This window comes from Aliiroseovarius conchicola, assembly GCF_041403445.1.
In the GTDB taxonomy this organism is placed as follows: Bacteria; Pseudomonadota; Alphaproteobacteria; order Rhodobacterales; family Rhodobacteraceae; genus Aliiroseovarius; species Aliiroseovarius conchicola.
Genome location: NZ_JBGEHL010000001.1, coordinates 528,083 through 547,652, shown reverse-complemented (window position 1 = coordinate 547,652; position 19,570 = coordinate 528,083). Strand labels below are relative to the sequence as shown.

Below are 19,570 nucleotides of genomic sequence, written 5' to 3'. Positions count from 1 at the left end.
ACGAACATGCAAGCGGAATACGTCATAGTAGGAGCAGGCAGCGCTGGATGTGCGATTGCCTATAGGTTGGCAGAGGCCGGTAAACGGGTTTTGGTCGTCGAGCATGGTGGCACCGACGCAGGTCCTTTCATTCAGATGCCAGCGGCGCTGAGCTATCCCATGAATATGTCGATGTATGACTGGGGGTTCATGACCGAGCCGGAACCCCATTTGGGCGGACGGACATTGGTGACGCCACGTGGCAAGGTTATTGGTGGCTCTAGTTCGATCAACGGGATGGTCTATGTGCGTGGTCACGCCAAGGACTTCGACCATTGGGCAGAGCAAGGCGCGGATGGCTGGTCTTTCGCTGATGTGTTGCCCTATTTCAAACGGCAAGAAAATTGGCATGACGGCGGGCATGGCGGCGATGCGAACTGGCGGGGCAAGGATGGCCCATTGCACGTCACGCGCGGCCCGCGTGAGAACCCGTTGTTTCATGCGTTTGTCGAAGCGGGTCGCCAGGCAGGCTATCCCGTAACCGGCGATTACAATGGGCACCAACAAGAAGGCTTCGGCCCGATGGAGCAGACCGTTTGGCAGGGGCGCCGCTGGTCGGCCGCGAATGCCTATCTTCGTCCGGCGCTCAAACGCGAAAACTGTGAACTTGTTCGCGCGTTTGTACGCAAGATCGTGATCGAAGACGGGCGCGCCGTCGGGGTCGAGTTGGATCGCGGTGGTAAGATTGAAGTGATCCGCGCCGAGGCCGAAGTGATCATCGCAGCGAGCTCGATCAATTCGCCAAAGCTCTTGATGTTGTCAGGCATCGGCCCGGCGGCTCATTTGGCTGAACATGGTATTGATGTTGTCGCTGATCGCGCGGGCGTCGGGCAAAACCTACAAGACCATCTAGAGGTCTATATGCAGTACGCGTCCAAGCAGCCAATAACACTGTTTCGGTACTGGAATCTGTTCTGGAAGGGTGTGCTGGGCGCACAATGGCTGTTCACCAAAAAAGGTCTTGGCGCGTCCAACCAGTTTGAAAGTGCGGCATTCATTCGGTCGAAGGCTGGCGTTGAGTACCCAGACATCCAGTATCACTTCTTGCCCATGGCCGTGCGCTATGACGGGCAGGCCGCAGCAGAGGGTCACGGTTTCCAAGCGCATACCGGCCCGATGCGATCCCCGTCGCGTGGCGCGATTACACTTAAGTCTGCGGACCCGAACGACGCCCCGCGCATCTTTTTCAACTACATGTCGACCGATCAGGACTGGGAGGACTTCCGCACCTGTGTTCGCCTAACCCGAGAGATCTTTGCCCAAGAAGCGTTCGAGCCCTATGTGAAGCACGAGATTCAACCAGGCAACGCTTTGCAAACAGATGACGAGATCGACAGTTTCATCCGCGAACATGCGGAAAGCGCCTATCATCCTTGTGGCACATGCCGGATCGGCCGCGCGGATGACCCGATGGCAGTGGTCGATCCAGAGATGCGCGTCATCGGCGTCGAAGGTCTGCGTGTCGCTGACAGTTCGGTCTTTCCTCGGATCACCAATGGAAACCTTAATGGTCCGTCGATTATGGTCGGCGAAAAAGCCTCGGATCATATCTTGGGGCGCAGGTTGCCAGCGGCAAATGATGAGCCATGGGTTAACCCGGATTGGAAAAACTCACAGCGTTAGCGCAATAGTTTGATCAACGTCAAAGCGAGGGCGCGCGCGCGCATGCACACTGCCCTCGGACCAGAAAACAGGAGAACCCGCGAATGTCACATACCCCTCACGAGTTGCATGAAGAATTTCCAGAGCTGGCCGAAAAATTGACCGAACTAAAGCAATCAGACGCGCATTTTTCGAAACTCGCGGATGAGTATCACGAGCTTAACCGTGCGGTGCACCGGGCAGAGACGAATGTCGAACCGACCGACCAGTTCAATGAGGAAGAGATGCGCAAAAAGCGTGCCGCGTTGAAAGACGAGATTTATCGGATGCTGACGGCGGGGTAGTTGATGTCCTGACAAACGCGCCGAATGTCGGTCAACATTCTAGGTACTAGCCGTGATGGCTTAATACAGCGCTTCCACCCACTCATGCATCGTGGCCAGTGCATCCTTGCGCCAGATCGTTGTGTGGCCAGCATCCGGATAGGTAATCAGCTTCTTGTTGGGGCTTGGGGAAAGACGGTAAAGTTTTTTACCCATCGAAACTGGGACTTTCCTGTCCTTTCCGCCATGCATGATAAGCAGCGGGACAGTTGAGTGTTTAATGGTGCGCTTTGATGGCCATAGGTCCGTTCGGCCTAAGAAAAGCGGAAGCATGGCTGGTTTTTTACTTGCCACAAGGTCCACCAAAGATGTGTAGGGAGCCTGAAGAATGATGCCAAGCGGGGGGCGATTCCTGCCTACGGCATGTGTGGCAATCTCAAGTGCAATACCTGTTCCCAGACTCTCACCCCAGATGATTGTCGGACCGTTTCCCACCAACGCTGGCATCTGTTTGTATAGCTGGTTGGCAAGGTTCTGGATGTGTTGTCGGCTTGGAACCCCTTTGCTGCCATTCATTCCAGGGTAGGCCATTGCGACCAAACCGTACCCACGATCAAGGAACCAAGGGAATTTGTTGCGCCGCAGGCCCAGATTGCCGCCAGATCCGGGAAGGTAGAAGATCGTCGGCTTGCCGGGTTTGGGTTTGCTGACCCAAAGCACAAGCCCACGAAAATCCGCCTCCCAAAGGCGGTTGTCAACGCTTTTGGGGTCAGCCCTTGCCGGGTCGAATTGATAAAAAACCCGCTGCTCCAGCAGCGTTTTGGCGGACTGGGCCCGCGCCGGCTGATCAAAAAAACAAAAGGTCGCCACGATCGCCAGCAGCGCAGAAAACAATAACTTCTTCATCTTTTTATCTCGTATGGCAGTGTTCCCCGTGAATATGGGTCTACCTGCAACTTGCGTTCAAGGGGAGGAACCGAGCGTTGGTGACAGTGCTGCCGTTCACAGATGCGACATGACACGCCGATAGGTTCGAAAGAAGCATCATTTGAGACGTCCAGATCATCTGCATAGACCAGTGCGCCAGCGTGTTTCACCTCGCATCCAAGACCGATGGCATAACGCCGAACAGGGGCGTCAAAGCTACCCCCGGATTTAGACACATTCCGCGCCAAGCAAAAGTAGCGAACGCCGTCGGGGGTTTGCGCCAGTTGACGAAGGAATCGGCCTGGTGTTTCAAAGGCTTGGTGAACATTCCACAGCGGACAAGCGCCACCGAACCTAGCGAACTGAAGCCGCGTTGCCGAGTGGCGTTTGGTGATGGTTCCCGCTTGGTCCACACGCACGAAAAAGAACGGGATGCCCTTCGCGCCTGGACGCTGCAACGTGGACAATCTGTGGGCGACCTGTTCGATCGAAGCGCCAAACCGATCCGCGAGCCGTTCAAGGTCGTGGCGCGTCTCGTCCGCAGCGGCAAGAAACGGCTGATACGGTAAAAGAGCGGCCCCGGCGAAGTAATTTGCAAGCCCCAACTTTGCGATGGCGCGGGCTTCTTCTGTCTGAAACCGGGCGAAATCGAGTGTGGCTTCCAGCAGAGCATCTTGGGTCAGCATTGCCACTTGCATCAGCAGCTGAAATTCCTGCGTCGCGCGCGGTGGTCGGGTCGACAGGCGCAGAACGCGATTGTCCGGATCATAGCTGCGCATTGCCTCCTGATCGAGGCGTTCAAGGGTGATACCGCGGTCGCTCAAGGTATTTTCGGCCATCGCAGCAGGGGGCAGTCCTCGGTTGTTCCCGGTGTTTGCAAAATGTTCGGCAGCGCGATCGACCGCGTCGATGTAATTGTCGCAATAGTGAAAGAAATCCCGCACTTCATCCCACGGGCTAGCCTTAGTGCGGCTGTCTTCGGCGCCAAGGCTTTCGTCGAGCGAGGCAAGCCGCTCGTGCCCCAGCCGATAGGCGCGGTGAAGTTCTAACAAAGCGTGGGCCAATGCCGGGGCATTTGACGCCGCGAGCCGTAGATCCGCCAATGGTGGCACGTCCGAGAATACGGGATCTGCGAAGGCCTCACGCATGTCACTGACCAACCGCTCTGCGTCGCCGGTTGATAGCTCGGCGACGTCGAACCCGAACTCCTGTGCCAGTGCCAACACCACCCCGGTCGAGACAGGTCGGTTGTTGTTCTCCATTTGGTTCAGATACGGCAGGCTGACGCTGAGTTTTTCTGCGAAGGCCTTTTGCGTAAGGCCCAGCCGTGTGCGAATTTCGCGAAGTTTCACGCCTGCGTAAAGTTTTTGCATCGCCATGGAGGTGCGCTCCTTCGGTTATTTGCAGAGTTTGCTAGGCTATTTGTCTAGCATTTGCAAATATTTCCGGTCAAAGCCCCATACGCTTTTCGCGTAAGATAACCAGGCTGATCGCGACGACCGCCAGTATCGACGAAGCCAACATAAGCAGCAAAAGGGGCATGGCGGTCGAATCTTCGACCAGCAACCAGCCAGCGATAGCAGATAATGCCGCACCCCCGCCGATGTTGAGCGCGCCGCCCAAGCCTGATGCGCTCCCTGCCAGTTCGGGTCTAACGCTCATCATGCCCGCATTGGCGTTGGGCAACGTCATTCCATTGCCAAATCCGACCCAAGTCATGAAGCCGAAAAAGATGTACTCGGATCCCAGTCCAAGCAGGAAAAGCACAAGAGAGGTTAACAGACCTATTGCTGTGATGACGGCCCCCCATGCCACCATCTTGGTCGTGCCGACCCGCACCGAATAGCGACCCGAAACATAGTTTCCGACCAAGTAACCTGCCGCTGGGGCGCCGAAGAAAAAGCCCAGCCGAGCCGGCGACATGCCGTAGATTTCGCTTCCGACGAAGGGCGCGCCGCCTAGATAGGCAAAGAAGGCCCCAGACGTCAGGGCCGCCGACGCGCAATAGCCCCAGAAGCGCGGTGATTTCAAAAGCGATGGATAGGCGCGGAACTGTGCCGTAAACCCGCCGGGGCGAGGGGTGATCGTCTCGCCCAGATCCCGCCAAGTCAGGGCCATCGCAGCGACACCTGCCAAGGCTTGAATCCAGAAGTTGGCCCTCCAGCCAAAGGCCTGATCCAACAACCCTCCGATCGAGGGGCCGAGCATGGGAACGATCGACATGCCCATGGTGACATAACCGATCAGCGATGCCGCTTGTGGACCGGGCACCATATCGCGGATGGCGGCCCGAGATAGCACCACGCCCACGACGACCGTCGCCTGCATCATGCGAAAGGCCAAAAATGTTTGGATCGTCGGTGCATAGATGCACCCTAGTGTGGCAAGGATATAAAGACCGAAGCCCGCAAGTATCACCGGCCTGCGCCCAAAGCGGTCTGAGATCGGGCCGACTATCACTTGCATGATTGCGTTCATGCCCAGATAAAGAGCCACCGATAGCTGAACGACGCGATAATCAGTGTCGAAATAGCGGGCCATGCCAGGTAGGGAAGGCAGAAACACGTTCATCGACAGCGTTGCCGCCGCTGCCACAAATGTCAGCGTGAACACGTGTGGTGGTGTCGAGGCGTCTAGAAAACGTGATGCGGTCTGAGAGGGCATGTGACATGGCTATGCCTGTGACTTCGAACTGTCCATGCTACCTATGGATTATTTGCAAATATTCAGTTTGCATTTTCTGCATTGCATTAAGTTTGCAAATTCGCCCAATTTTCCTTTCGATCTTTGGGTTTGATCGTTAGTTTGCACCGAAATCAAGGAGTGCCGCCGATGAAAGATATTCTTCAGGAACTTGAGAGTCGCCGCCAGACCGCTCGTTTGGGTGGTGGTCAACGAAGGATCGACAGCCAACACAAAAAGGGCAAACTGACCGCGCGCGAGCGGGTTGATTTGTTGCTGGACGAGGGCTCGTTCGAAGAGTTTGACATGTTCAAGGCGCATCGCTGTACTGAGTTCGGGATGCAAGCAGACAAGCCTGCAGGTGATGGTGTTGTGGTTGGTTGGGGAACGATCAACGGACGCTTGGTCTATGTCTTCAGTCAGGATTTCACCGTGTTCGGCGGCTCGTTGTCTGAAACGCACGCGGAAAAGATTTGCAAGATCATGGATATGGCGATGCAGAACGGCGCGCCGGTGATCGGCATCAACGATTCTGGCGGTGCGCGTATTCAAGAAGGTGTGGCGTCGCTTGCGGGTTATGCCGAGGTGTTCCAGCGCAATATCATGGCGTCGGGTGTGGTGCCTCAGATTTCGGTAATTATGGGGCCGTGCGCGGGCGGCGCAGTGTATTCCCCGGCGATGACCGACTTCATCTTTATGGTGAAGGACAGTTCTTACATGTTTGTGACGGGCCCGGATGTGGTGAAAACCGTCACCAATGAGGTCGTGACAGCTGAAGAGTTGGGCGGTGCGTCGACACACACCAAGAAATCCTCGGTCGCGGATGGCGCGTTTGAAAACGATGTTGAGGCGCTGGCAGAAGTGCGCCGTTTGGTCGATTTCCTGCCCCTCAACAATCGCGACAAAGCACCGGTTCGCCCCTTCTTTGATGATCCGGGTCGGATCGATGAAAGCCTTGATACGTTGGTGCCCGAGAATGCAAACGCGCCTTACGACATGAAGGAATTGATCGTAAAGCTCGCGGATGAAGGCGATTTTTACGAGATTCAGGAAGACTATGCCAAGAACATCATCACTGGGTTTGTTCGGCTAGAAGGGCGGACGGTTGGGGTGGTGGCCAACCAACCAATGGTGCTGGCTGGTTGTCTGGACATTGATAGCTCGCGTAAGGCCGCGCGCTTTGTGCGCTTCTGTGACGCGTTTGAAATTCCGATCCTGACCTTGGTTGATGTTCCGGGCTTCTTGCCGGGGACCAGTCAGGAATACGGGGGTGTAATCAAGCATGGGGCGAAGCTTCTTTTTGCCTATGGCGAGGCGACCGTTCCCAAGGTCACATTGATCACGCGTAAAGCCTATGGCGGCGCTTACGACGTTATGGCGTCCAAGCATTTGCGTGGGGATTTCAACTACGCTTGGCCCACGGCCGAGATCGCGGTGATGGGGGCCAAAGGCGCGACTGAGATTCTGTACCGCTCAGAGCTGGATGATGCCGAAAAGATCGCGCAGCGCACGCAGGACTATGAAGACCGTTTCGCCAATCCGTTCGTTGCGGCAGAGCGCGGTTTCATTGACGAGGTGATCCAGCCGCATTCTTCGCGCAAGCGCATCAGCCGGGCCTTTGCATCCCTTCGCAACAAGAAGCTGCAAAACCCGTGGAAAAAACACGACAATATTCCGCTGTAAGTATGGGTCATATGGCGGGATATAAAGGCCGTTCAGGCCTGACTGGGGTGGCGGCACTGTCCGCCACCCTGGCCCTGCCATTGTCACTCGCGGCCTATGCTGCGGACGATGTGTTTGAACCGGGGACGAAAGTAACAATGCCTTCGGGTCAGGACGTAACGTTTCTGGATGTGATCAAGGGGGTCGACAGTGCACAAGGGTCGGCGCTGAGATATCGATTTGTCGCACCGGGTATCGCACGCGATACGGGTGAGGTGGGCTTTGCCGAGGCCGAGGAAGACATGGCCATGCTGTGTCAGGATCATATCTTACCCTATCTGCTGGAGCAGGATGTCGAGATGCCCGAGCAAATCATAATTGTCATGTCAGATCGCCCGGTCGAGTTTGGTGTGACGAACCCTGACGCGACACAATTTTTCGAGGCCTATCGCCCCGAAGGCAACACCTGCATTTGGGAGGGGTTCTGATGGCCTTACCGTATATGACGAAGCATAAGGGATTTCCCGGCCGTTTGCCGGGGACCGACTTTCAATTCACCATCCGCCGTCCGAACAAAACTGGTGCAACACTGTTGGCCGCCCGCGAGCGCTATGCGGATCGAAAACCGGCTGATCGGCGTGCGGATACGGGGTTTATGGCCGCCCTTTGGGAGTATTTCGGCGATCAACCCTTTGAACGCGGCAATCTTGATGCAGGCCGCCTGTCTTGGTTGTTCGGGCGCGAAGTCGTTGCCGCCGAAGACCCTTTTGATGCCGAAAGCTATGAGGCAATGCTGGTGATTGACGTCGCCCGTGCCGCCGCAGCGTTTCCGGATGTGTTTGAGGGGTGATCGGCATGAATTCGCCCGTTGATAGAGCGAACCGGCAGAATCCAGCCCAAACAAGGGGGGCGCCATTTCTGCGTGCTTGTAACGCCGGCGATCCGTGCCAATCTCTTAATCAAGCGGAAAGCAAATCCCCGTTTTCCGCTATGGTTTGTCGAAACCATTACCCTTCCCCTTCTTCAGCCCGGTTCTATGCGCAAGCATCTGGACCGGGCCTCTTTTTGCCGATGACTGCAACACGCAGGGCACATCGCTCGAATTTGCACTTCCGAAACCAAGTGTTTCAGGGCAGACTGGTTGGCAATAATAATACAACCAGAGGCAATCAACGATGCAGATCAGCAAAATCACTGCGGGGGTTTTCGCCCTTAGCGTGCTGGCCGGGTGCCAGTGGAACGACCTTCAACGCGCCGGAGTGGGCGCTGCTACCGGCGCAGTCGTTGCGCAAGCGGCAAGCGGCAACCTACTTACCGGTGCCGTCATTGGCGCGGGCGCAGGCGCGCTGTGCGATGACGTTGGCGTCAAGCTTTGTAACTGAACAATCCGCCGCAACCTGCGGCTCAAAACAAGACATTCAACCCGCCAGGCGCGTGCCGGGCGGGTTTTTCTTTGATAACGCGTGGGGCGGTCTGTGCCGACATACGCAGATGAATGAAAGGGACAGGTCATGTTCAAAAAGATCCTGATTGCGAACCGGGGCGAGATCGCCTGCCGTGTGATCAAAACCGCCCGTAAGATGGGCATCCAGACCGTCGCAATCTATTCGGATGCGGATAAGAATGCGTTGCATGTCAAAATGGCCGACGAAGCGATTCACATTGGCCCTCCGCCGGCCAACCAGTCTTACATTGTTATCGAAAATGTAATGAAGGCCATCAAAGAAACAGGTGCCGAGGCTGTTCATCCGGGATATGGATTTCTGTCTGAAAATTCCAAATTTGCTGAAGCATTGGCCGCGGAAGGTGTTGCTTTCATCGGACCGCCTGTTGGCGCGATCGAGGCGATGGGCGACAAGATCACCTCGAAGAAGATCGCTCAGGAGGCGGATGTGTCGACGGTTCCGGGCTATATGGGCCTGATCGAGGACGCGGACGATGCGGTGAAGATATCGAACAAAGTCGGCTATCCGGTGATGATCAAAGCCTCTGCCGGCGGCGGCGGCAAAGGCATGCGCATCGCGTGGAATGATGACGAAGCTCGCGAGGGTTTCCAATCCTCTAAGAACGAGGCTGCGTCGAGCTTTGGCGACGATCGTATTTTTATCGAAAAGTTCGTAACCCAGCCGCGCCACATCGAGATTCAGGTTCTTTGCGACACTCATGGCAATGGTATCTACTTGGGAGAGCGCGAGTGCTCGATCCAACGCCGTAACCAGAAAGTTGTCGAAGAAGCGCCGTCGCCATTCCTTGATGAAGAGACCCGTAAGGCAATGGGCGAACAGGCCGTGGCGCTTGCACAGGCCGTGGACTATGCGTCTGCCGGGACCGTGGAATTTATCGTGGATGGGGATAAGAACTTCTATTTCCTTGAGATGAACACGCGCCTTCAGGTGGAACATCCGGTGACAGAATTGATCACCGGCGTCGATTTGGTCGAACAGATGATCCGCGTTGCAGCGGGCGAAAAACTGTCCATGAAGCAAAAGGACGTGAAGCTAACGGGCTGGGCGATTGAGAACCGGTTATACGCCGAAGATCCTTATCGAAACTTTCTGCCGTCCATTGGCCGCCTGACACGTTATCGGCCACCTGCGGAAATTGCCTCGGGTCCATTGCTTGAGAATGATAAGTGGCAAGGTGATGCGCCCAAAGGCGCTGCGGCCGTCCGCAACGATACCGGAGTGTTCGAGGGCGGTGAGATCTCGATGTATTACGACCCGATGATCGCCAAGCTTTGCACATGGGCGCCAACCCGCGACAAAGCCATTGAGGCGATGCGCGTGGCACTGGACAGTTTCGAGGTTGAAGGTATCGGGCATAACCTTCCGTTTTTGTCCGCCGTGATGGATCATTCGATCTTCATCAAGGGTAACATGACCACGGCTTTCATCGCCGAGGAATACCCGGACGGATTTGAAGGCGTCACCCTGGGGGAGGATGACTTGCGGCGGATCGCTGCCTCGGCTGCTGCGATGTACCGTGTCGCGGAAATCCGGCGTGCGCGTATCTCGGGCCGGATGGATAATCACGAGCGGAAAGTGGGAAAGCACTGGGTTGTTTCCCTGCAAGGCGTTGAGTTCGCTGTAAAAATAAAAGCGGACAAGAAGGGTTCGACGATCAAGTTCGAAGACGGCACGAAACTTAGGGTCAGTTCCGACTGGACACCGGGTGACAGCCTTGCGCGACTGAATGTTGGCGACGACCCGTTAGTATTGAAGGTCGATAAGATCACATCCGGGTTCCGTATGCGCACCCGTGGGGCAGATTTGAAAGTGCAGGTTCGCACGCCTCGTCAAGCTGAACTTGCACGCCTGATGCCCGAAAAACTGCCACCTGATACGTCCAAAATGCTCTTGTGCCCCATGCCCGGCCTGATGGTGAAGGTCGACGTGGAGGTAGGTCAAGAAGTGCAAGAGGGTCAGGCGCTTTGCACAATTGAAGCAATGAAGATGGAAAACATCCTGCGCGCCGAAAAGAAAGGTGTTGTCGCCAGCGTCAATGCAGGGGCAGGTGATAGCTTGGCTGTTGACGAAGTTATCATGGAATTCGAGTAACGGATGATGACCGAAGCCGCAGCGAATCCTCGTGCCCCGCAGCGGTATTCCCTAATCGCGATTGTCGTGTGCATCGGTGTATATGCGTTCGTGCAAGCAATTGCCTACACTGAGATTGGAGCTTTCGAGTATCCGCTTGACGACGTCTATATCCACCTTGCCGTTGCCGAGCAGATTGCCACCGGAGGATATGGGGTGAACCGCGGCGAGTACTCGTCGGCGGCCTCCTCGCCGCTATATCCGTTTTTACTGACGCCGCTAGCGAGAAGCTCGTTTCATGCCTGGTTGCCTGCATTTTGGAACTTGCTCGCGATGGTCCTTGCTGCGGGTCTGTGGGGCAAGATCGTGTCGTGCGCTGTGTCAGATCGGCGTTGGGCAGTAGTGCTGGCCGCTATTGGACCGCTTGCCTTCAACCTGCCCGGTTCGACCTTTGTTGGTATGGAACATACGATCCATTTATTGCTTGGGATAGCGGTGCTGCGAGGACTGCAAATCAAGTTTGAGGAAGGGTACATCAGTTGGTTGCTGATTGCGGGTATGCTTTTGGGGCCGATGATCCGGTTTGAAGGGCTAGCAGTGACGGGTGGTGCGGCTCTTGTGTTGGCGCTGACCGGCCGGTGGGTGCTAGGTTCTATCTTGTTTACCGGTGCTACGTTTCTAATCGCAGCATTTGCCGTGTTCCTTATTTACCTGGGACTTGAGCCGCTACCGAACTCGGTCATAGCCAAGCTCACTTTGAGCGGGCAGGAGAAACACTCCATGCTCTCGTCGATCCCTGTGAAGTTGCTGGTCAATCTTTTTTCGGACAAGGCGATCGCCTTGCTGTTGGCCGTGTTTCTGTCGGTTGGAGTCATGGTGATCACGCCAAGATCTTCGCGCATCATGCGCGCTTGTCTGACGGCAGCGATCTTTGTTGGGATTGGGCATCTGATCTTGGGGAAGTTCGGGTGGTTCAACCGATACGAGTTATATGCGATCAACTTTGTGATCGGCATGCTGATACTTGCGCTGTTTCGAACTCAGGGACTGACGCGGGAAAAATTAGCGTTGCTGGGCATTTTGCTATACCTAAGTGCTTCTTATACAAGCATTCTGATCAAGGACGGTCGGTACGCACCTGCCGGTATCTACTCGCAACAGCGCAACATGAGCCGCTTTGTGTCCGAGGTGTACAAAAAGCCTGTTGCTGTGAATGACCTTGGATATGTTGCGTGGAACAACTCCGACTACGTACTCGATCTGTGGGGGCTGGCCTCCTATCGCGCGCTAAGGACAAGACTAGACAACCCCTACGACGGTTGGGCTGGGGATCTAATGAAGGAACGTGGCGTCGAGCTTGCGATGATTTATGACAAATGGATCAAAGAAGGGATCGGCAAGGACTGGATTAAAGTTGGGCAGCTTCAGTACACCGGTGATGCGGCTTTCCTTGGGGACTTTGACGTGAGCTTTTATGCCACAAACGAGCTGGCCGCTCAGGCAATCCGCGCGCAACTTGATGAGTTCAAACCTACGGTCGAAGGTAAAGCCCGGTTGGTCACGTTCCCGGAGGGCCACTGATGTTCGAGTACAGTTACGACTTCACGTACATATTCGATGACATACCGGCCGCATTTGTCTGTGATGACAGATGGGGCTTCATCCCGCCGCTGTGTGGGGACAAGATGACGAAAAGGACGACGAGATGAGCGATACAGCCAAGTGGACAGAGCTGGCCGAGAAGGAGCTTCGCGGGCGTGCGTTGGACGATCTGACGTGGAACACGCTTGAAGGGATCGAGGTCAAGCCCCTCTATACCGCTGAAGATACTGACGGCGTTGAACATATGGGCACGCTGCCCGGTTTCGGCCCGTTCACCCGCGGTGTGAAGGCCACGATGTATGCGGGCCGTCCGTGGACGATCCGCCAGTATGCGGGTTTCTCGACCGCCGAGGAATCTAACGCGTTCTATCGCCGTAATCTGGCGGCGGGTCAGCAAGGTGTTTCGGTCGCGTTCGATCTTGCGACACACCGGGGCTACGATTCTGATCATCCGCGTGTTGTGGGCGACGTTGGCAAGGCAGGTGTGGCCATCGACAGCGTCGAGGACATGAAGATCCTGTTTGACGGCATTCCACTGGACAAGGTTTCGGTCTCGATGACTATGAACGGTGCGGTGATCCCGATCCTTGCGAGCTTCATTGTGGCTGGCGAAGAACAGGGGCATGACAAATCGCTTCTGGCTGGCACCATTCAGAACGACGTTCTGAAAGAGTTCATGGTGCGCAACACTTACATTTACCCACCTGAGCCTTCGATGCGGATTATCTCGGACATCATCGAATACACCTCAAATGAGATGCCGAAATTCAACTCAATCTCGATTTCCGGCTATCATATGCAGGAAGCGGGCGCGAACCTGGTGCAAGAGCTGGCCTATACGCTTGCGGATGGGCGCGAATATGTGCGCGCCGCCATCGAAGCCGGCATGGACGTGGACAAGTTCGCGGGTCGTCTGAGCTTCTTCTTTGCCATCGGCATGAATTTCTTCATGGAGGCTGCCAAATTGCGTGCCGCCCGTACCCTGTGGCACCGTGTGATGACGGAATTCGGTGCGAAATCCGAACGCTCCAAGATGTTGCGCACCCACTGCCAGACTTCGGGTGTGTCGCTGCAGGAACAAGACCCCTATAACAACGTGATCCGCACAGCGTACGAGGCGATGTCGGCAGCGCTTGGTGGCACTCAGTCGCTGCACACCAACGCGTTGGACGAAGCGATTGCCCTGCCGACCGATTTCTCGGCCCGCATCGCACGCAACACCCAGATCATCTTGCAGGAAGAAACGGGGATCACCAATGTGGTCGATCCGCTGGCGGGTTCTTACTATGTGGAAAGCCTGACGGGCGAGTTGATCAACAAAGCATGGGCCTTGATGGAAGAGGTCGAGGAGATGGGCGGCATGACCAAGGCCGTGGCGTCGGGCATGCCCAAACTGCGCATTGAGGAAAGCGCCGCCAAACGTCAGGCGATGATCGACCGGGGTGAAGAAACCATCGTCGGCGTCAACAAGCACAAGCTTGAGAAAGAGGATGAGATCGAGATCCTCGATGTCGACAACATGGCCGTGCGTGACAATCAGATCGCCCGCCTTGAGAAAATTCGCGCGACCCGCGACGCAGCCGGATGCGAGGCCGCATTGGCAGAGCTTACACGTGTGGCGCGCGAAGGAGGAAACCTGTTGCAAGCCGCCGTCGAAGCGGCCCGCGCCCGAGCATCCGTAGGAGAAATCAGCATGGCTATGGAAGATGAATTCGGGCGCCACCGCGCCGAGGTGAAAACACTCGCTGGTGTTTATGGTGCCGCATACGAAGGCGACGAAGGCTTTGCAGCCATCCAGAAATCGGTCGAGGATTTCGCAGATGCCGAAGGTCGTCGCCCACGTATGCTGGTGGTCAAGATGGGTCAGGACGGCCACGACCGAGGGGCCAAGGTCATCGCCACAGCTTTTGCGGACATTGGCTTTGATGTTGATGTTGGGCCATTGTTCCAGACGCCGGATGAGGCTGCTCAGGATGCAATCGACAATGACGTGCATATTGTTGGCATTTCCTCTCAGGCGGCGGGTCACAAGACACTGGCCCCACAACTGGTGCAGGCGCTAAAGGAACAGGGTGCCGAGGATATCATTGTCATCTGCGGTGGCGTCATTCCGCAACAAGATTATGATTTCCTTTATGAAAATGGGGTGAAAGCCATTTTCGGGCCGGGTACGAATATCCCGGAGGCAGCGCAAGACATCCTGAAGCTCGTGCGCGAAACGCGTGGCTAATCCACATTACACTTGATGCGGGCGGCAATCCCCGCCAGCATCGCGCAGACCAATGGGGGTCCTAAAGGAGTTCCGCATGGCGCTGGGCGAAATTGATCATCTGGTTGTATCCTCCGCAACGCTTTCCGAAGGTGTTGCGTTTTTAGAGGACCTGTTGGGAGTGCCCATGGCGGAGGGAGGAGAACATCCGCTTATGGGCACTCACAACGCCTTGCTGTCGTTGGGCCCTGCGACCTATCTGGAGGTGATCGCGATTAACCCAGAGGCATCGCAACCCGACCATGCACGCTGGTTCGATCTGGACTATTTCACCGGCCCAACCCGGCTGACAAATTGGGCCGTTCGCGTGCCAGAATTGCCTGAAGCATTGCAACGCGCACCAGCGGGTATGGGCGTGGCGACCCGGTTGGAACGAGGAAGCCTTGTTTGGGACATGGCCATTTCCGAGAATGGACGGCTACCCTTTGATGGCTGTGCGCCGGGAATGCTCAGCTGGGCTGGTGCGCAGCCTGCGCCGAACTTGCCAGATCAGGCGATCCGACTGGCGGCGCTCGAGGTAACACATCCAGAAGCCGAAGCCCTGTCAGTGGCCATAGCACCGCTTGTTCAAGATGATCGGCTGTCCGTTCACGTGGGCAAGCCCGCTGTGGCGGCGTGGCTCGATACGCCCAACGGCTTGGTGAAGCTGCCATGATCCGAAAGGCAGAAGAAGGGGATGCTGCGGCCATTCAATCGCTGTGGAATCACGCAATCCGGGACACGTTGATCACGTTCAACGCCACTGAAAAAACCCTGTCCGATGTGAAAGCTGCCTTGGGTGAGTATGATGCTTTTTTGGTGGTTGAACAGGGCGGCAAGATCCTGGGATTTGCCGGGTTGTTCCCGTTTCGCAGCGGGGTGGGGCTATGCGCACACCAAAGAGCACTCGATCATGTTGTCGGGTGATGTGCGCGGGCAGGGGCTGGGGCGGGCACTGATGGACGCTTTGATGGCACAGGCACGCCAGCAGAACGTCCATTCGTTGATTGCCGGTATCTCGGGATCGAATCCCGGCGCGATCCCATTTCACACAGCACTTGGCTTTGAGGCCGTGGGCCGCGTGCCGGAAGCCGGGCAGAAGTTCGGTCAGTGGCACGACCTGATTTTGATGCAGAAATTACTTTAACTGATCTTTTGATGGGTGTTTGGATTGACGGGCGCTCCCGTTTCGCGAATGGTTTCTAATCATTAGTGCCCTCAATCACAGATACGGTTTGCACTCGTTTTGAATCACAGACTGTGTAACAAGACCCCATGTCGATCTGGTCCCGTATCTCTGACGCACTGTCTTCTCTTGCCAAGGGCGAAAGCCTTTCAGACGTGTTCTCGCAATTGCGCACGCCGCCCGAACGCTCGGCTGGTTTTGCTATTGCGGTGATTGCGTTGGGGGCGAAGATGGCGAAAGCAGATGGTTTGGTCACACGGGACGAGGTTTCGGCCTTTCGCGAAGTGTTCAACATTCCCCAGAATGAAGAAAAAAACGCGGCTCGTCTTTTTAACCTGGCGCGTACTGATGTGGCCGGTTTCGAACTTTACGCCCAGCGGATCGCGACAATGTTCGGCCCTGACGACCCCGCGCTCAGCGATTTGTTAGAGGGGCTTTTTCACATTGCAGTAGCGGACGGGGAATATCATCCCGCCGAGAATGAATACCTCCTGCATGTCTCCGAGATATTCGGCATCTCTCCGCGCAAATTTGCAGCTTTACGGTCCCGCTTCGTACCGGATGCAGAGCCTGACCCCTATCAGGTGTTGGGGGTCACGCCCGACATGTCACTGGAAGACATACGCAAGGTTTGGCGCGGCGAGGTGCGTGAAAGCCACCCCGATCGTATGATGGCACGGGGCGTTCCGGAGGAAGCCATCAAGCTGGCCGAAAAGCGCCTGATCGCGGTCAACCGCGCTTGGGAGCAAATCAATCAGGAGCTTGGTTAATGCGGATTGCCACCTACAATGTCGAATGGTTCAACGCACTTTTCGATGACGATGGCCAACCGCTTGTGGACAATCAATGGTCCAGCCGACGAGACGTAACGCGCCATGAACAGTTCAAGGCGGCTGGGGTTGTGTTCAAGGTTTTGGACGCAGATGCGATCATGGTTATCGAGGCCCCTGACCGGAGCAATCGCCGCGACACGGTACGAGCGCTTGAGAATTTCGCAGAGGTTTTTGAGCTGCGTGCCCGCAAGGCAATGATCGGGTTTGGCAACGATACACAACAGGAAATCGCGTTGCTGTATGACCCCGACAAACTGTCTGCCGTCCACGATCCCATTGGCGATCCGGGCGGACGGATCGGTCCACGGTTTGACACCACGTTTCAGCTTGACCTGAACACCGATGCCTCGCCCGATCCGATTGTGTTTTCCAAACCACCCCTAGAGGTCGCGTTGACACATCTGTCAAGCGGCAAGGTTATGCGGTTGATCGGTGTTCACGCCAAGTCGAAGGCCCCCCATGGCGCGCGCGGACCTGCCGAAGTAACCCGTGTCGCGATCGAGAATCGCCGCAAACAGATGGCCCAATGCATTTGGATCAGACAGCGCGTGGATGAACACCTTGAGAACGGGGATCCCCTGATTGTTCTGGGCGATTTCAACGATGGCCCAGGTCTGGATGAATACGAGAAGCTCTTTGGACGTTCTGGCGTTGAAATCGTGATGGGCGAGGGCGATGCCACTTGTATGTTTGACCCCCACGCGAGGATGGTCCTGACCCAACGCGCCGGTGCCCGCCCAGCCACGTCACGGTTCTACATCGCGAAAGAAAAGCGCTATCTACAGGCGTTACTGGACTACATCATGGTGTCGCCCGACCTTGCAGAAAAGTCACCGAATTGGCGGATTTGGCATCCGTTTGATGATCCAGAGTGTTACAACGCGCCCGCACTTCGTGACGCGCTTCTCACCGCGTCGGACCATTTTCCGGTGACAATGGATATTGATCTCTGACCTTCAAATGTTCAAGTTTCGACCTACATGGTGGATATGAAACAGATTGCAAAAATAGCCACTATTGTCGTTGTATCCACCGTTGGATGGTCTGGTTCAGCCTTTTCGGAAGATCAACAGCCCCCCAACAACCCCGAACTTTCCGAAGGCGCTGAGCTTTTGAGCCAAGGTTTCAAATTGCTGTTGGAGGGGTTGGCGAACGAGGTCGAACCTATGGCTGATCAATGGGCCGAAGGTTGGGCTGGGTTGGTCGAACGGTTTGGCGACTTGAATGCCTATCATCCGCCTGAGACATTGCCCAACGGCGACATTATTATCCGTCGTCGGACGCCATTGGACGCGGCAGAAGCACCAGAAGGCGAGACGGAGCTATAACGGCGCTGCGCTGACTATCGCTTGGATTTGACGCGCCCTTCTGCATCCAAAGCAGTCGTTAACGCGTTGAACCGCGCTTGGGCAACCTCGCCGAACAAATCCGTGCCTCGCGAATTAAGATTCAGGACGAGCAGACGTTTCTTTGGATGCCACCTGAGCGTGCCAAGTTGGGTTGGATCATCGACCGTAAACATCGCTCCAAACCGCATGGCTTTTCCCAAAACCTCGGCGCGTGTCACATCTTTTTCGGACAGTATTTCGATCAAATTCTCGAACCGAGATCCTTCGCGGGTATTTTTGTAACGGTGCAAAAGCGCAAACCCCAAAAACACCCGTTCCTGATGGGTCAAGCCACCAAGGTTGGCGCGGGTTGCATTGTCAAAACAGACTTCGTGGCGGTAATCGGGATGCGCGCGCCAGCTCACGTCATGCAACAGGCAGGCGGCTTTGATCACCCGAAGCTCTTGAGGTTTTGCTTTGCTGAACAGCGGGTGCAGGAAGTTGAAAAGGCGTTTGCCAAAACCGGGGTTTCGTGCGTCTTTTTTCTCGGCGACGTAACAGGCTTCGATCAGCGGGTCGCGCTTGCGCAAACGGTCTGGCATCTGTTCGTAAAGCAGCCCTTCGCGGATACCATATGAACTGACCGCGATCTCTTTCGGGCGAAACTTGCGGATCAGGCGTTTCAGGACCTGCGCTGCGATGGGGACGAGCGCCATCCGGGCCGCGGAGGTGTTGGTGCGTTGGCGAACTTCATTTAGATCGACCTCACCAATCCACTTTAGCGTCGAAACAAGAGACTTTGGGGTCATCCGGTATTCATGCAGAACGGTCAGGGGGTATCCGCGCCGTTCCATGTCTAGACGTGCAATCGCACGCCATGAGCCGCCGACCAGAAACAGACGATCATGATCGGTGCCCATATCTTCGGCGAGCTGATCGACAACACGAGAGATTTCCGCCTTCAATCCTTTTTTGCCGCCGGGGATGCCTGCCAGTTTCAATGGTCCCAGCGGCGAGGTGACGCGCTTGCCAACTTGCCCGTCCGCGATGCTGGCAAGCTCAAGGGATGATCCGCCAATGTCACACATCAAACCATCAGCCTCGGGCCAGCCAAGCAGGACGCCCTGAGCAGACAGGCGCGCCTCTTCCTCGCCGTCGATGACATAAAGCTCCAGCCCGGTTTCGCGCAGGACATCTGCGCGGAAATCTGGCCCGTCGCTTGCTTCTCGTACTGCTGCTGTGGCCACCGCCGATAAAGGCGGTAGGTTCATGCCCTCGGCCAACAGTTGAAAGCGTTTGATTGCGGCCAGAGCCCGCTCGCGCCCTTCAGGATGCAAGCGCCCGGTCTCAAGAAGCCCGGTGCCTAAACCACACAGAATCTTTTCGTTAAAAAAGTAGGCAGGGCTGCGGGCTGCACCGTCAAACACCACCAGCCGGACCGAGTTTGAACCGACGTCCACGACGCCAACGCGGCTAAGTGCGCGAACAGATGGGTCGTCAAACAAGGGGCGCCCAAAGGGACCCCAATCGTCGCCTGTATCGCCACGTCCATCCATCATGTGTCCCCCATCTGGTGGCGCCAATCTAGCTATCTACAACGCC

The 19,570-nt window shown here is 56.1% G+C and carries 19 protein-coding genes; 15 read left to right on the top strand and 4 right to left on the bottom strand.

Annotated elements, in window-relative coordinates:
* Positions 1-6 precede the first annotated feature (6 nt).
* Both betA and V6N04_RS02660 read left to right on the top strand, forming a co-directional pair.
* Positions 7-1,662, top strand: a complete 1,656-nt coding sequence (gene betA / locus V6N04_RS02665) for a choline dehydrogenase (protein ID WP_371168564.1) — start codon at positions 7-9, stop codon at positions 1,660-1,662.
* A gap of 83 nt (positions 1,663-1,745) precedes the next feature.
* Positions 1,746-1,985: an HP1242/YdcH family protein gene (locus V6N04_RS02660; protein ID WP_371168563.1), complete on the top strand. Its 240-nt coding sequence runs from the start codon at positions 1,746-1,748 to the stop codon at positions 1,983-1,985.
* A 60-nt stretch (positions 1,986-2,045) separates the two neighbouring features.
* Here V6N04_RS02660 and V6N04_RS02655 read toward each other — a convergent pair whose 3' ends face one another.
* The 3 genes from V6N04_RS02655 to V6N04_RS02645 all read right to left on the bottom strand — a co-directional run bounded on the left by V6N04_RS02655 (position 2,046) and on the right by V6N04_RS02645 (position 5,555).
* A complete protein-coding gene (locus tag V6N04_RS02655; protein ID WP_371168562.1) occupies positions 2,046-2,870 on the bottom strand; it encodes an alpha/beta hydrolase in 825 nt (274 codons plus the stop codon).
* Positions 2,867-4,270, bottom strand: a complete 1,404-nt coding sequence (locus tag V6N04_RS02650; RefSeq protein ID WP_371168561.1) for a helix-turn-helix domain-containing protein — start codon at positions 4,268-4,270, stop codon at positions 2,867-2,869. The genes V6N04_RS02655 and V6N04_RS02650 overlap by 4 nt, the downstream gene beginning before the upstream one ends.
* A gap of 70 nt (positions 4,271-4,340) precedes the next feature.
* Positions 4,341-5,555 carry a multidrug effflux MFS transporter gene (locus tag V6N04_RS02645; RefSeq protein WP_371168560.1) on the bottom strand — a complete coding sequence of 405 codons (1,215 nt, stop codon included), beginning with the start codon at positions 5,553-5,555 and terminating at the stop codon, positions 4,341-4,343.
* 168 nt (positions 5,556-5,723) lie between these two features.
* Here V6N04_RS02645 and V6N04_RS02640 point away from each other — a divergent pair, with 168 nt between their 5' ends.
* From V6N04_RS02640 to V6N04_RS02580, 13 genes are all read left to right on the top strand, one after another.
* Positions 5,724-7,256, top strand: coding sequence for an acyl-CoA carboxylase subunit beta (locus V6N04_RS02640; RefSeq protein WP_371168559.1), 1,533 nt, complete (start codon positions 5,724-5,726; stop codon positions 7,254-7,256).
* A gap of 11 nt (positions 7,257-7,267) precedes the next feature.
* Positions 7,268-7,723 (top strand): DUF6497 family protein, encoded by a 456-nt coding sequence (locus tag V6N04_RS02635; RefSeq protein WP_371168558.1) that lies wholly within the window; start codon positions 7,268-7,270, stop codon positions 7,721-7,723.
* 14 nt (positions 7,724-7,737) lie between these two features.
* Positions 7,738-8,085: a hypothetical protein gene (locus V6N04_RS02630; RefSeq protein ID WP_371168631.1), complete on the top strand. Its 348-nt coding sequence runs from the start codon at positions 7,738-7,740 to the stop codon at positions 8,083-8,085.
* Positions 8,086-8,410: 325 nt separating this feature from the next.
* Positions 8,411-8,617, top strand: coding sequence for a hypothetical protein (locus V6N04_RS02625; protein ID WP_371168557.1), 207 nt, complete (start codon positions 8,411-8,413; stop codon positions 8,615-8,617).
* Positions 8,618-8,746: 129 nt separating this feature from the next.
* Positions 8,747-10,792 (top strand): ATP-binding protein, encoded by a 2,046-nt coding sequence (locus V6N04_RS02620; protein ID WP_371168556.1) that lies wholly within the window; start codon positions 8,747-8,749, stop codon positions 10,790-10,792.
* Between the two features lie 3 nt (positions 10,793-10,795).
* Positions 10,796-12,352 carry a hypothetical protein gene (locus V6N04_RS02615; RefSeq protein ID WP_371168555.1) on the top strand — a complete coding sequence of 519 codons (1,557 nt, stop codon included), beginning with the start codon at positions 10,796-10,798 and terminating at the stop codon, positions 12,350-12,352.
* Between the two features lie 124 nt (positions 12,353-12,476).
* Positions 12,477-14,603: a methylmalonyl-CoA mutase gene (scpA, locus tag V6N04_RS02610; RefSeq protein ID WP_371168554.1), complete on the top strand. Its 2,127-nt coding sequence runs from the start codon at positions 12,477-12,479 to the stop codon at positions 14,601-14,603.
* Positions 14,604-14,679: 76 nt separating this feature from the next.
* Positions 14,680-15,297, top strand: coding sequence for a VOC family protein (locus V6N04_RS02605; RefSeq protein WP_371168553.1), 618 nt, complete (start codon positions 14,680-14,682; stop codon positions 15,295-15,297).
* Positions 15,294-15,548, top strand: coding sequence for a GNAT family N-acetyltransferase (locus tag V6N04_RS02600; RefSeq protein ID WP_371168552.1), 255 nt, complete (start codon positions 15,294-15,296; stop codon positions 15,546-15,548). The genes V6N04_RS02605 and V6N04_RS02600 overlap by 4 nt, the downstream gene beginning before the upstream one ends.
* Positions 15,535-15,768, top strand: coding sequence for a GNAT family N-acetyltransferase (locus V6N04_RS02595; RefSeq protein ID WP_371168551.1), 234 nt, complete (start codon positions 15,535-15,537; stop codon positions 15,766-15,768). Before V6N04_RS02600 ends, V6N04_RS02595 begins: the two co-directional genes overlap by 14 nt.
* Before the next feature lie 128 nt (positions 15,769-15,896).
* Positions 15,897-16,577 carry a TerB family tellurite resistance protein gene (locus V6N04_RS02590; protein ID WP_371168550.1) on the top strand — a complete coding sequence of 227 codons (681 nt, stop codon included), beginning with the start codon at positions 15,897-15,899 and terminating at the stop codon, positions 16,575-16,577.
* The gene (locus V6N04_RS02585) at positions 16,577-17,593 is read left to right on the top strand and encodes an endonuclease/exonuclease/phosphatase family protein (protein ID WP_371168549.1); all 1,017 of its coding nucleotides are present in this window, start codon (positions 16,577-16,579) and stop codon (positions 17,591-17,593) included. Before V6N04_RS02590 ends, V6N04_RS02585 begins: the two co-directional genes overlap by 1 nt.
* Positions 17,594-17,629: 36 nt before the next feature.
* Positions 17,630-17,968 carry a hypothetical protein gene (locus V6N04_RS02580; protein WP_371168548.1) on the top strand — a complete coding sequence of 113 codons (339 nt, stop codon included), beginning with the start codon at positions 17,630-17,632 and terminating at the stop codon, positions 17,966-17,968.
* Between the two features lie 14 nt (positions 17,969-17,982).
* Here the strand turns inward: V6N04_RS02580 and V6N04_RS02575 are convergent, their stop codons facing one another.
* Entirely contained in the window at positions 17,983-19,524 is a 1,542-nt protein-coding gene (locus V6N04_RS02575; protein WP_371168630.1) for a Ppx/GppA family phosphatase, read from the bottom strand.
* Positions 19,525-19,570 lie beyond the last annotated feature (46 nt).